Source organism: Flavobacterium sp. WC2421, assembly GCF_040822115.1.
In the GTDB taxonomy this organism is placed as follows: Bacteria; Bacteroidota; Bacteroidia; order Flavobacteriales; family Flavobacteriaceae; genus Flavobacterium.
In genome coordinates, this window is sequence record NZ_CP162004.1 from 342,006 (window position 1) to 354,662 (window position 12,657).

Consider the following 12,657-nt stretch of genomic DNA (forward strand, 5'->3'; position numbering starts at 1 on the left):
AATTATTCGTCTCTAAGTGCTACAATCGGTTTAATACTTGCTGCTCTATAAGCTGGAAAAAAACCAGCTAAAGCTCCTGCAAAGACAAGTAAAATTAAAGTAGTTAAAGCCACTCCAAAATTCACTTCAGGATTCAAAAAATAATCACTTTTAACCAGCGGACCTACAAATTCTAGTAATAACAAACTTGATAAAAGCCCTACAAATCCAGAAATAGTAGTTATAAAAATAGATTCATGTAAAATCATTACAACAATAGAGAATGGAGAAGCACCTAGCGCTTTTCTGATTCCAATTTCTTTTGTTCTTTCCTTTACAATAATCATCATAATATTACTTACCCCAACAACACCAGCAATGATGGTACAAATTCCGACCCACCAAAAAAACAATCTGATATATAAATTTAAATCGTAAAATTGCTTAACGTTTTCAATTGTACTATTGATTCCAATACCACTCAAATCATCTGGTGAAACAGTATTTTTACCTTTAAGCATTTGGCTAATCTCTGTAGTAAACTTAACTGACTCTGCTAAAGCCTCTTCGTAAGTATCTTTTTTATGAAGTGTAAAAGCCAAATTACTAATCTTGTCACTACCCACAAAAACCTTTTGTACAGTAGTCAATGGCAAATAAGCTCTAGATTCTTCTCTTTCTCCACCAGGATCCATAAAGACACCAACAACTTTGAACTTTATATTACTTATAGCAATTTCTTCCCCTACTGCTTCTTTATCTTTAAATAAATCCAACCTTAGTTTTTCACCAATTACTGCGACTTTTGTACTATTAATTAAATCATTCGCATTTATAAATCTGCCTTTTATAATAGTAAGTCTCTCTATTGCCTGATGCTCGGGAGTTACTCCTTGATTATCATAGTTCCCCGTTTCTTTACCATAAACAATATTCGCATTCCAAAGTGCATAATTGGAACTCTCTTTGTCTATTTGTTTATCAAATTTTTGCGTTGACAACTCATAATCACTATTATGCAGCTGAATCTGCCTTCCTGGATTCAATCCTTTATACTCTTTTGTGGTGGTTCCGGCCCAAATCCAAATAACCCCATCTGCATCGTTTTCAAACTGTTTAGATATCCCGTTTTCAAGCCCCTTACCCACGCCCAGAAGTATCACTAAAATAAAAATACCAGAAGCCACAGAAATACCCGTGAGAAATGTTCTCAGTTTATTCTTAGCAATAGCTTCAAATATTTCCTGCCAGCGTTCTGTATTAAACATAAGCAGCTGCTCTAACTTGTTCTACCATTTTATCATCAATGATTAATCCGTCTTTTAAAACAACATTTCTTTTACACATAGCTGCAATATCCGGCTCATGAGTAACAATTAATATCGTTTTCCCTTCATCATTAATACCTTGAATTAATTCCATTACCTCATATGAAGTTTTAGTATCCAAAGCCCCTGTAGGTTCATCGGCCAATAATACTTTTGGGTTTGATGCCAATGCTCTAGCGATAGCCACACGTTGTTTTTGTCCTCCAGAAAGTTCCGAAGGTAAATGATGTGAATGCGTACCCAATCCCACTTTTTCAAGGTATCGCATCGCAATTTCGTATCTTTCTTTTCTCTTTACACCTTGATAATACAAAGGCATAGCCACATTATCTAATGCACTTTTATAATTAATCAGGTTAAAAGATTGAAAAACAAAACCTAAAAATTGATTGCGGTATCTTGAAGCGATAGTCTCATTTAATTTTTTGATTGGAACTTTATCTAATATATAATTTCCCGAATCCGCTTCATCTAAAATCCCAAGAATATTTAGTAAAGTCGATTTTCCAGAACCAGAAGAACCCATTATAGCAACTAGTTCCCCTTCTTTAATATTAAAATTAATGCCTTTTAAGACATGTAATTCGGAGCTTCCCATTTTGTAGGATTTATGTAAATCTTTAATTTCTATCATAATATTTATATTTTATAATAATAGTTTATTCGAATAATAAAACCATTATCAACCCTAAAGCTGAATCGCCACCTAACATCTTAATGCATAAGACTTAATTATAATATAATTGTTACAGTTTCATTAGAAAATATATTTCTTTTATTAATTTTACAGCTTCAAAACATAACAAAATGCTGAAATACATTGCGAGTCTTGCCCTATTTTGCTCTTTTCTATTGAGCTGCTCCACTTCACAAAAAATTGACACATTAAGACCCGCCCCTGATGATGCAAGTCCGATAGTCTATGAAAATGTTCCTTCCTTTATCAACTTACCCATCAGCGTTAAACTGAAAGATATCGAGAACAAAACCAACTCACTGTTGAATGGATTAATCTATGAAGACACAAACATAGAAGATGATGATATTGAGATAAAAATTTGGAAATTGGCTCCTATTACTATCCAAAATGAGAATGCAGTTTCTGGTGAAAAAATAAAAACCATTTTACCTCTAAAAGCTATAATTAAATATAGAATAGGAACAAAAACAATGGGGGTTGAACTGTATAATACACGAGAATTTAATTTAAATGGCGTACTTACTTTGAACAGTGATGTGGCATTAAATAATTGGAAATTAAAAACAAAGACTCAATTAAAATCACTCGATTGGAATGAAAGTCCTACAATGACCGTTTTCGGGAAAAATGTTCCAGTCACGTATCTAATCAACCCTGCAATCCAAATTTTTAAATCGAAAATTGAAAGAAAAATCGACGAAGCAATTGAAAAATCAATGGACTTTAAACCTAATGTGTTGACTGCATTAGAGAAAATTTGCACCCCTTTTCAGATGAATGAAGCATACGAAAGTTGGCTTAGGATTGTCCCAGTTGAAATATACACTACCGCAGCTAAATTAAAAGATGATACTTTTTTATTGCAAATGGGTATGAAATGCAATATGGAGACATTAATCGGACTAGAACCCGAATCTAAATTTGATGCCAATAAAATCACATTAAAACCTGTTTTGAAAATTCCCAATCAAATTACAGCAAATATTGTAGCGGTATCCACCTATCAAGATGCATCAAAGATAATACGTAAAAATTTTATAGGTCAAGATTTTGGATCTGGATCTAAGAAAGTCAAAATTCAAGACGTATCTATTTGGCATAAAAATGGAAAAATGGTTATAGCACTGGAATTAATTGGTTCTGTAAATGGAACAATTTATTTAGCTGGATTTCCACAGTATGATGATAAAACAAAAGAAATCTATTTTGACAAATTAGACTATGTTTTAGACACCAAAAACAAATTAATGAGAACTGCTAATTGGCTAGCACAAGGAATAGTTTTAAGAAAAATTCAAGAAAACTGTCGTTATTCCATTCAACCTAATTTAGAAGAAGGAAAGAGAACCATGACAACTTACCTTAAAAATTATTCTCCAATGTCAGGTGTATTTGTAAACGGTAAAATGGATGACATTCAATTTCAAAAAATCGAATTAACAAAAAATGCCATTATTGCTTTTATTAAAGTAAATGGTGAAATAAATATTTCAGTAGATGGTTTAAAATAACTAGTTGAATTAATCCAATTTTTTCTTTTTTCTCATTCTATAAATAGCATACCCTAGAAGAGCCACTAATAAATAGGGTATAACCATTAAATATACAATTCCATCATTTACAGCTTGAGCTTGTGCCTTATTTCCTTCACCCCCTAATGCTGCTCTACACATGGCACATTGTGCACTTGACGATACAGAATAGATAAAAAAGAAAACAAGAAATAAATATTGATTTTTTTTATTTTTAAACATAATACGGAGAGATCATTAAATAAACTATAACACCAGTAACGGCTACATACAACCAAATAGGAAAAGTGATTTTAGCAATTTTTTTATGTTTATCAAAAATTTGAGCTAAAGCACGAACATAAGTAACTAATACTAACGGAATAATAATTACTGAAAGAATGATATGAGAGGTTAGAATAAAATAATAAACATACTTAATTACACCTTCACCTCCAAATTTTGTAGAATCAGAAGTCATATGATAGGCAACGTACATTGCTAGAAAAGCAATAGAACAGCCTACTGCTCCTTTCATTAAGTTCTCATGCAATTTCCTGTTTCCGTTTTTTATAGCTAAAACAGCCGAAACAAGCAAGACAGCAGTAATACCATTAATTGTTGCGTAAATAGGTGGCAAAAAAGTAAGAGGCTCAACATCAAAACCCATCTTACGCAAATTAACACTAAAAAGCAAAACGACCACTAAAGGAATTGCAACTGACAACAGCACAATCCATTTATTATATTTATTTTCTAAATTTTGTTCACTCTCCTTCATATTCCTTTATTCTTCTAATAAAACATTAATATCTTGTTGAATATCTTTAACTCCTTTTTTGTCAAGACCATCATAATATAAGATTGGATTTCCAAAATCATCTCTTCTGCAACGTATATTACCGTCTTTATCTATTAAAGCAAATAATCCTGAATGTTCAAATCCTCCAGCAACATTACTATTGGCTGCAGCATAAAGGTTAAATCCTTTATTAGCCAAACTATATATGTATTCACGATCACCAGTTAAAAAATTCCAATTAGAGGATTTCACACCTAATAACTCCGCATGATCCTTTAAAACTTTTGCAGTATCGTGATTTGGATCAATTGTAATTGAAGCAATACCAAAATTAGGGTTTCCAAAAAATTTCTTTTCAATAAGCAACATACTTTGATTCATTTTCGGGCAAATTGAAGGACATGTAGTAAAGAAAAACTCTAAAACGTATACTTTCCCTTTATAGCTATCATTAGTAATCTTTTCATTATTTTGATTAACCAATTCAAACTTAGGAGCAGGACCAATTTTCACTAATTTACCCTCTTTATTAGATACAGTTTTAACCAGATCTAAACGATCTGCCTTTACAACTTCCCCATTTTGTATTCTATCAATAATTTTAGGAACAGCATAAATCCCAAAGATTAAAATAACAAATGAAATACCGATATATGATTTATTTTTAAACATATTACTCTTTTAATAGTTGTTTAGTAGCATTATGATTTTTTTTAAGAGCAGCACGATACTCATATAAAATTACTTTAAAATCATCTAACATTTCATTACTCAAGTCTGCAGGGTGAAAAGTATTATAGCCTTCTTTATATTCTTTCTTCTTCTTTCTTCCTCTAAGATTTCTTTCTTTATCAATAATATAAACAAGTGGAGTTCCTGAATTTTTATCAAGGGTTCCTACTAAATTAAGTTGTTTATAATATCCATTAATTTCTTGGGGAGTAGTAAAAACAAAATGCCATTGTGAAACATCTGTAAATTCATCAAGTGCATCTAAAATACTTTTGATATCGTTTTCAGCACCAAGTGGACAAATCATTACAAATTGCAAATCTTTGAATGTATGATAACGCTGGTAAATTTTTTCATTTAGATTAAATAGATTACCTCTGTTTTTTAAAACATCACTTCCAGAAAAACCCAAAATAGTTATTTTATTATCTAAAGTAACTTTTTCATTATTTAAAGACTCCCAATTTCCAAGGTCAGCAACTTTTGGGGTAATAACAGGTAATTTTGTAAAACTATTTATACCTGAAGCAAAAAACAAATAAGCAACGATAGGTAAAATAAAAAGAATAAAAAGAACAATATTTTTTTTCATTACTGGATAAAAATTAAAGTACAAAAATAAAAAAAGGCACGCAATGCGTACCCTTTTTTTGAATTAATATATTGTTAAAAATTCCATTTAATGGTCGAATCTTTAAAAACCCCATAAATATAATGCCCTTCAGTCAAAAGAATGAAAAGTAAATATAAAATTAAGAAAATAACAGGCAAAACAACCGCCCATCTTAGACTACTTTTTTCACCTTCCATGTGCATAAATGCCCATACAATATAATAAGCTTTAAAAACAGTCAAAATATAAAATATCCAATTCAGCAAATTCATGCCAAGAAAATGGTTAAGGTGTAAAAATTCTGGTTTTATAATCCCAAGAAAAACCTCAACAGTTGTTACAAGAGATAATAATCCGAAAACAAACCAAATTCTCTTTGTATTAGAAACGTGTTCGTGTGACATAATAATAATCTTTAAAAATTAAACTAGATAGAATACTGTAAATACAAATACCCAAACTAAATCGACAAAGTGCCAGTATAAACCAACTTTCTCAACCATTTCGTAACTCTTTCTTTTCTCGTATGTTCCAAGAAGTACATTAAAAAATATAATGATATTTATAATTATACCTGAGAATACGTGAAAACCGTGAAATCCTGTTATAAAGAAAAAGAAATCAGCAAACAGCTTACTACCGTATTCGTTTCTTGTCAAGTTTGCACCTTCAACAACATACGTTGCTTGAGCCAACCTCAACTCAGACTCTTGTCTAGTAAGAATCGTTTTGTGTTTAATCTTTGTTAATTCATGATTAATTTTAGGATCTTTAGCAATTGCCTCGTCCCCTTCATAAATAACTTCTGTTCTGATTAATAAATCTGGATGTGCCTTAAAACCTGCCTGAACTTCAGCAACAGAATAAGATGGCAAAGCTGGCTCACTAATAAACCAATCTCCTTTATTACCAGTTAATCGTTCTCTACCTTCATTCAAAGTTGCGGCGAAATCAGCTAAAGCAACACGATGCCCTTCTTTATCGACAAACTGAAGTAAACTACCACCTTTTGTTTCAATTGCACCATACTCCCCTTTTATGAAATTTTTCCATTCCCAAGCTTGTGACCCTACGAAGATCATACCACCGATAATGGTTAAAAACATATAAACAACAACTTTGTTTTTTTTCATTTGATGACCTGCATCAACGGCTAATACCATTGTCACAGATGAGAAAATTAAAATAAAAGTCATTAATGCCACATAATACATCGGTGCAGATACACCATGCATAAATGGGAAGTGAGTAAACACTTCATCGGCCAATGGCCATGTCTCAATAAATTTAAATCGAGAAAAACCGTAAGCTGCTAAAAATCCAGAGAACGTTAAGGCATCTGACACGATAAAAAACCACATCATTAATTTACCATAACTTGCTCCCATTGGCTCATTGCCGCCTCCCCAAGTTTTTTCTTCACTATTTGCAGTAGTAACTGTCGCTTCCATAAAAGTTATTCGTTAAAAAGTTCCCAAATTTACGTTTTTTTCTTATTTAAAGAAATATAAAAATACAAATAAATAAAGCCATAGGAAATCAAGAAAGTGCCAGTACATTGCACCTAGTTCTATTCCAAGAGTTTGAGTCGAATTGTATTTTTGTTTAAAATGATTATAAATTATAATAAGGAGAGAAATTAGCCCTCCAGCAAGATGAATTAAGTGCACAACGGTAACAATATATAAAAATGTTGTTGTTATTGAACTCTCACTTCCTGTAAAATAATACCCGTTTTCTACTATTTGTCCAAAGCCGACAAATTGTAAAACAACAAATAAAATCCCCAGCGCTAAAGTAGCTAAAAGAAATGTAGTAGTCGCACTTTTATTGTCTTTTTGAATCGCTTTTTTTGCTAAATGGAATGTAACACTACAACCAATAATAACAATCGTACTATAATAGAATGCTGTAGGCAATTGAAAATCCTTCAACCAGTCCACTCTCGATTTACTTACCACAAAAGCACTTGTAAGCCCTGCAAACATCATAGTCATACTAACCATCGCAAACAACAAGATCAGCTTATAGGATCTTGCGGTTCTTAATCTATGTTCATTCGTTGTCATTGTAACTTCCATAACTATCTTAAAAATTTATCAAATATATAAACTAACTGCAACAACGTAATATACGAAACACTTACTAACATAAGAGTTCTTGCTGCTTTTGCACTTCTTAACTTGTACAATTGGACTGAATAATACAACATCCATATTCCCAATAAAAAAACCAAAATTGCCGCAACTGGCGTTAAAAATAATTTTCCCGTATAACCTAATGCTGGCAATAAAGAAGCTATAATCAACCAGATGGTATATAAAATAACCTGTAAAGCCGTACCCTTATCTTTTTTTCCAGTAGGAAGCATAAAAAAACCTGCCTTCTCATAATCTTCATACAAAAACCAACCTATTGCCCAAAAATGAGGAAACTGCCAAAAAAACTGTATTAAAAACAAAGTTCCCGCTTCAATTCCAAAATTTCCAGTTGCCGCAACCCAACCCAACATAAATGGGATAGCTCCGGGAAACGCCCCTACAAAAACTGACAACGATGTCATCGTTTTCAAAGGAGTATACACACTAGTATATAAAAATATTGAAATCGCCCCAAACATGGCCGACTTCGGATTAATAGCGTAAAGCAATGAAATTCCAACGATTGTTAGCAAACTAGCTACAATCAAAGCAGTATTTGGAGACATTCTACCTGCTGGGACAGGACGATTTTTAGTTCGATCCATCAATGCATCCAAATCTTTTTCAATAACTTGATTAAAAGCATTTGAAGCACCTACCATACAATACCCACCAATGATAAGCATTATTAACACAGACCACTCAAAAGGATTTGCATCATCTATCCCTAAAAAATATCCAGCAATAGAAGAAAACAATACACTAATAGCAAGTCCAGCTTTAGTAATTTCTTTAAAATCTAAAAAAATCCTCTTTAGAGAAAATGTATTTGTTGTAGTATTCAATCCGGTATCCATTAGGTTTTTATAAAACTGGTGCAAAGGTACAAATTAGATGTAGAAATAAGAATGAAGAATTTAGATTTTTTAAAACTAATATTCATAACGTAATTATTACCTGTTTTTTTACAATCAAAAGACAACTATTAATTCACTTATAATTAAACCCGTTGCGAATCTCGATTAAATACTAATAATCAAAATACCAATTAAAGACATCAGCTCTTAAACCTATCGTAAACCAATTAGTACTTTGGGTAAACGCAGTTTTTGTATTTTGTGTAGGATCAAAACTTCTATAAATATAACTTCCAAAAAGTTTTAAATTGGTAGTCGGATTGATCAAATACCCTCCTTGAATATCTGCAATAAAAACTGCCGTTTTGTTTCCTTGACCTACTTTTACTCCGCTATCAAATGGACGATTCTCATCATAATCCTTATAAATATTTCCGCCATAATTAAAACTATCAGTACTTGTATCAAAATCCAAACCTCGGGTACCCGCAGTAATTTTTGCATCAGCAAAATACCTTCCTTTATGATAACGAGCAATTGCTATAAACTCTTTAAAATTACCTCCCCACTGATGCCCAATACTTTGATTATTATGGCCGTAGTTAGTTATCGGTTCACTATGAGAGTACACATAAGGACGAACATGATTGTATTCTAATTGCAACAATAAATTATCAACCTTAAATGCATTGTAATATTTAACTCCTAGCTGATAACCATATTTGTTTTTCCAACTATTATCCCCCCTTTTAATATCACCAAGTGAAAATTCATCCAAAAGGAACTGACCATAAAAATTGATTTGATTACTCCATTTGTATTTATAACTAAAACCCAAAAGTGCGTTTCCAGTTCTTGCTGAAGAAGCAAACTCAACAGATCTATAAAAAATAATTGGGTTTACAAAACTAACATCAAAACCTCTATTATTGGTATTAGTCCAAATTACTGATTCAAAAAGACCAATATTTAATCTATTCGAAACATTCCAACTTAAATAATGATTGGCCATAAACTTGGTAGCATACGTTCTTTCTAGAGTAACTTCGGGACGAACGTCTTTTAACCACATATAGGTATTCGTGTACTTAATTTTCCAAAACTTAGTATTTATTTTAAAATAAGGGTAAGGACTGGCACCATCACTTTCCAAAAGTGAACGATACCCATCACCAATAAAATTTCTGCCATAGCCCAATTGCAAGTCAATATTTTTATTTGGAGCAAATGTAATATTGGCTTCAGCCAAAGGGAAATCATATGAATTTGTTTTGAAGTCTTTAGCTATTCCTATTCCAGGTATAATAGCAGGATTCCCTCCTGCAGGCGCAATAGATTCAGCATATTGATTAAAATAATCAGCAAATCGTCCTTGGCTTTCAAAAACAGTAGTTGTGAAATTAAGTTGTTTCCCAATTCCTCCTCTAAAATTAAGTGCTCGTGTATTAACGTAGGTATAGGAAACATCACTATGTGTTGCTTTTCCAACTTGTAAATCTAATATTGGATTTAATGTAAGCCAATACCCATCACCTTGAATTTCGACAGCATTTTCATTCCATAATTTTTTTGCCCACCAATTTGAAGCTTTTATTTTAAGTTTTTCATTTGCTTCTTTAAGATTGTAATATTTAGAAACTTCTTGATAAGTATATGGTTTAGAAGCAGTGTGATTATTACTTCCTACTTGATTCATTGCACCATCAAACTGAGCATAATAACTATGAGAGAAAGGTATATTTAGATGGCTTTCGAATTCAGGATTGTGGTATTTTTTATAAACGATACTATCCAATTCAGTAAGTTGTTTTGTCTTATTTGGAACAACTTCTGCTCTAGCCAATGCTTCTGATGCGATTGTTTCCTGGCTTTTCAACGGAATTGAAATCGCAATATTATATCTAGAATAGACCGCCTTACCATTGTAAGTAGAAGGACTAATTTTAGGAAACTTACTAAAAACTCTTTTGGTTTCCTGAATTAACTCTTCATCTACTGCATTAACATAAATTACTTTAAAAATACCATTACTGTCTACTTCAAAAAGCACTTTTATATTCCCTCGGAAATTATTTTTCATTAAAGTTTCTGGCACAACAAAATTTTGAAAAACAAAATCTTGAACTTCACTATAAAAACAACTTTCTAACGCTACAGATTCTAAATTTTGACATTTAGGAAAAACGGGGAACCGTTCTGTAGACAATTTGGCTTGCAAATTATTAGTATCTTCAACTTGAGAATACGTAAAAAAAGATATAAATGATATAAATAAAGTTAAGAAACTTTTTCTCATATTAATTTTGATTGTGAATTTAGTATTCTAGTTGTGTTCCTGCACCATTTGCAATTATTTTCGCTCCAGAGGTACCTATTCGCTTTACACCTAATTGAATCATTGCAACAGCCTCCTCATACGTTCGGACTCCTCCAGCCGCTTTAACTGGAAGCGGAAACGCATTTTCAAGCATCATGGTAATTGTTGAAATTGTAGCCCCGTTCGGAAGATTACCTTGGGTTATAAAAAAACCAGTTGAAGATTTAACAAAAACCGAATTATAAAAAATTTCTTTGAAATTAGAAACAACTACATTTTTTATTAAAGCTGTTAATTGAACGACCTGCTTATCATCAAGGGCAGCCACTTCAATTATCCACTTTACTACTTTTCCCTTTTCCAGACCAAGTTTTGTACACTCTAAAACTTCCTCTTTAACTAAGTCGCTATCGCCCGCAATAAATGCGTTATAATTACAAACAAAGTCTAAATCATCCGCACCATCTTGTATTGCCAGATTAGCTTCAACAAGCTTGTCCTCCACATTTGAATTCCCATCTGGAAAATCGATTACTGTTCCTACTCCTACTTTAGAATTGGCTGTAGTTATCATTTCTTTTGCAATAGCAACCATATTAGGCCGAATCATAATGAGTTTAAAATTCTCATCAATAGCTTCCTGAATAAACTTCTTAACTATAACACTATTCTGGTCTTCATCAAGTCCCGCTTGAATCGCCGTTTTTAAATAGGTAGAATCTAAATATTGTCTAATGTTCATGTTATATCTATTCCATTATAAATGATAGGTTACAAAAATACATTTTATATTCAAAAGAGTTAATTATATGTAATTACTTTTTAAATTTTTACTATAAAAAAATCCCACCAAAGTGGGATTTAAATTGAATTATATACTGTTTATTTCTTGTTTTTAAAATATAGAATCATAACAACGATTGCTAAACTCGCTCCCGTTATATTGGCCAAAACATCAAAAACATCAGCAGTTCGGGTAGTGGTCAATACTTCTTGTAATATTTCAATTGTAATTCCAAAAAAAACAGATAAACCAAATGAATAAAAAAAAGGCTTATAATTATTTGGACTTTGCATTTTTACTTTGAAGAACAAAACCCAAAGAGTAGTAAACACAAAATGAAAAAAGATATGAATCAATTTATCAAGATATAAAATACTTACTTCTGGAATATTACTTGACGGTGTTAAACAAAGAAAAGTAACTATTATAGTCCAAAAAACTGCAATCCAAAAATACAATTGTTTATGCACCGATCAATTCTTTGTAAGCTTCACTAGATAGTAACGAATCAAAATCCGCAACATCAGAAACTTTTATTTTTATCATCCACCCCGCTCCGTAAGGATCTGAATTTACAGTTTCTGGAGTACTTTCTAAAGCATCATTGAATTCAATAATTTCTCCAGCTAATGGAAGAAATAAATCAGAAACTGTTTTTACCGCTTCAACAGTTCCAAAAACCTCATCTTTTTCAAGAGTTTGATCTAACGTTTCTACTTCAACATAAACAATATCTCCTAATTCTTTTTGAGCAAAATGAGTAATCCCTACTGTTGCAACATCCCCTTGTAAACTAACCCATTCGTGATCTTTAGTGTACTTTAAATTTGATGGTATATTCATATAAATACTAATTGATAATTGATAATTGATTTTTTGTACGGCAAATGTAA

The 12,657-nt window shown here is 31.7% G+C and carries 15 protein-coding genes; 1 reads left to right on the forward strand and 14 read right to left on the reverse strand.

The genetic code is table 11. The features are described 5' to 3' along the window. Window positions 1-2: 2 nt before the first annotated feature. Together AB3G33_RS01595 and AB3G33_RS01600 are read right to left on the reverse strand one after the other, a co-directional pair. Complete coding sequence (locus AB3G33_RS01595; protein ID WP_367772141.1) at window positions 3-1,247, reverse strand: ABC transporter permease; 1,245 nt, start codon at window positions 1,245-1,247, stop codon at window positions 3-5. Then, a complete protein-coding gene (locus AB3G33_RS01600) occupies window positions 1,240-1,941 on the reverse strand; it encodes an ABC transporter ATP-binding protein (protein ID WP_367772143.1) in 702 nt (233 codons plus the stop codon). Before AB3G33_RS01600 ends, AB3G33_RS01595 begins: the two co-directional genes overlap by 8 nt. 173 nt (window positions 1,942-2,114) lie before the next feature. Between AB3G33_RS01600 and AB3G33_RS01605 the strand changes: the two genes are divergently transcribed. Beyond that, window positions 2,115-3,518, forward strand: coding sequence for a DUF4403 family protein (locus AB3G33_RS01605; RefSeq protein ID WP_367772145.1), 1,404 nt, complete (start codon window positions 2,115-2,117; stop codon window positions 3,516-3,518). 9 nt (window positions 3,519-3,527) lie between these two features. Here AB3G33_RS01605 and AB3G33_RS01610 read toward each other — a convergent pair whose 3' ends face one another. The 12 genes from AB3G33_RS01610 to gcvH form a co-directional block, all read right to left on the reverse strand. Next, window positions 3,528-3,761 (reverse strand): hypothetical protein, encoded by a 234-nt coding sequence (locus AB3G33_RS01610; protein ID WP_367772147.1) that lies wholly within the window; start codon window positions 3,759-3,761, stop codon window positions 3,528-3,530. Further along, on the reverse strand, window positions 3,754-4,299 hold the full coding sequence (locus AB3G33_RS01615; RefSeq protein ID WP_367772149.1) for a DUF420 domain-containing protein: 546 nt from the start codon (window positions 4,297-4,299) through the stop codon (window positions 3,754-3,756). The genes AB3G33_RS01610 and AB3G33_RS01615 overlap by 8 nt, the downstream gene beginning before the upstream one ends. A gap of 6 nt (window positions 4,300-4,305) precedes the next feature. Further along, window positions 4,306-4,992, reverse strand: a complete 687-nt coding sequence (locus tag AB3G33_RS01620) for an SCO family protein (protein WP_367755351.1) — start codon at window positions 4,990-4,992, stop codon at window positions 4,306-4,308. A gap of 1 nt (window position 4,993) precedes the next feature. Beyond that, window positions 4,994-5,644 (reverse strand): hypothetical protein, encoded by a 651-nt coding sequence (locus AB3G33_RS01625; protein WP_367772151.1) that lies wholly within the window; start codon window positions 5,642-5,644, stop codon window positions 4,994-4,996. A gap of 74 nt (window positions 5,645-5,718) precedes the next feature. Continuing rightward, entirely contained in the window at window positions 5,719-6,069 is a 351-nt protein-coding gene (locus tag AB3G33_RS01630) for a cytochrome C oxidase subunit IV family protein (RefSeq protein ID WP_367755355.1), read from the reverse strand. Window positions 6,070-6,087: 18 nt separating this feature from the next. Beyond that, window positions 6,088-7,116 carry a cytochrome c oxidase subunit 3 gene (locus tag AB3G33_RS01635; RefSeq protein ID WP_367772152.1) on the reverse strand — a complete coding sequence of 343 codons (1,029 nt, stop codon included), beginning with the start codon at window positions 7,114-7,116 and terminating at the stop codon, window positions 6,088-6,090. A 42-nt stretch (window positions 7,117-7,158) separates the two neighbouring features. After that, entirely contained in the window at window positions 7,159-7,746 is a 588-nt protein-coding gene (locus tag AB3G33_RS01640) for a heme-copper oxidase subunit III (RefSeq protein ID WP_367755359.1), read from the reverse strand. A gap of 2 nt (window positions 7,747-7,748) precedes the next feature. Then, window positions 7,749-8,651, reverse strand: a complete 903-nt coding sequence (gene cyoE, locus AB3G33_RS01645) for a heme o synthase (RefSeq protein WP_367774184.1) — start codon at window positions 8,649-8,651, stop codon at window positions 7,749-7,751. 184 nt (window positions 8,652-8,835) lie between these two features. After that, the gene (locus tag AB3G33_RS01650; RefSeq protein WP_367772154.1) at window positions 8,836-10,959 is read right to left on the reverse strand and encodes a gliding motility protein RemB; all 2,124 of its coding nucleotides are present in this window, start codon (window positions 10,957-10,959) and stop codon (window positions 8,836-8,838) included. A gap of 19 nt (window positions 10,960-10,978) precedes the next feature. Next, entirely contained in the window at window positions 10,979-11,722 is a 744-nt protein-coding gene (deoC, locus tag AB3G33_RS01655; RefSeq protein WP_367772156.1) for a deoxyribose-phosphate aldolase, read from the reverse strand. Between the two features lie 140 nt (window positions 11,723-11,862). Next, the gene (locus tag AB3G33_RS01660; protein ID WP_367755362.1) at window positions 11,863-12,234 is read right to left on the reverse strand and encodes a VanZ family protein; all 372 of its coding nucleotides are present in this window, start codon (window positions 12,232-12,234) and stop codon (window positions 11,863-11,865) included. Beyond that, window positions 12,227-12,607, reverse strand: coding sequence for a glycine cleavage system protein GcvH (gene gcvH / locus AB3G33_RS01665; RefSeq protein ID WP_367755363.1), 381 nt, complete (start codon window positions 12,605-12,607; stop codon window positions 12,227-12,229). The genes AB3G33_RS01660 and gcvH overlap by 8 nt, the downstream gene beginning before the upstream one ends. Window positions 12,608-12,657 lie beyond the last annotated feature (50 nt).

Coding starts and splice junctions, on each gene's coding strand:
- gcvH (WP_367755363.1), bottom strand. CDS start 12,607: ATGAATATACCATCAAATTTAAAGTACACTAAAGATCACGAATGGGTT.
- AB3G33_RS01630 (WP_367755355.1), bottom strand. CDS start 6,069: ATGTCACACGAACACGTTTCTAATACAAAGAGAATTTGGTTTGTTTTC.
- AB3G33_RS01595 (WP_367772141.1), bottom strand. CDS start 1,247: ATGTTTAATACAGAACGCTGGCAGGAAATATTTGAAGCTATTGCTAAG.
- AB3G33_RS01640 (WP_367755359.1), bottom strand. CDS start 7,746: ATGGAAGTTACAATGACAACGAATGAACATAGATTAAGAACCGCAAGA.
- AB3G33_RS01615 (WP_367772149.1), bottom strand. CDS start 4,299: ATGAAGGAGAGTGAACAAAATTTAGAAAATAAATATAATAAATGGATT.
- AB3G33_RS01635 (WP_367772152.1), bottom strand. CDS start 7,116: ATGGAAGCGACAGTTACTACTGCAAATAGTGAAGAAAAAACTTGGGGA.
- AB3G33_RS01620 (WP_367755351.1), bottom strand. CDS start 4,992: ATGTTTAAAAATAAATCATATATCGGTATTTCATTTGTTATTTTAATC.
- AB3G33_RS01605 (WP_367772145.1), top strand. CDS start 2,115: ATGCTGAAATACATTGCGAGTCTTGCCCTATTTTGCTCTTTTCTATTG.
- AB3G33_RS01600 (WP_367772143.1), bottom strand. CDS start 1,941: ATGATAGAAATTAAAGATTTACATAAATCCTACAAAATGGGAAGCTCC.
- AB3G33_RS01650 (WP_367772154.1), bottom strand. CDS start 10,959: ATGAGAAAAAGTTTCTTAACTTTATTTATATCATTTATATCTTTTTTT.
- AB3G33_RS01625 (WP_367772151.1), bottom strand. CDS start 5,644: ATGAAAAAAAATATTGTTCTTTTTATTCTTTTTATTTTACCTATCGTT.
- AB3G33_RS01610 (WP_367772147.1), bottom strand. CDS start 3,761: ATGTTTAAAAATAAAAAAAATCAATATTTATTTCTTGTTTTCTTTTTT.
- deoC (WP_367772156.1), bottom strand. CDS start 11,722: ATGAACATTAGACAATATTTAGATTCTACCTATTTAAAAACGGCGATT.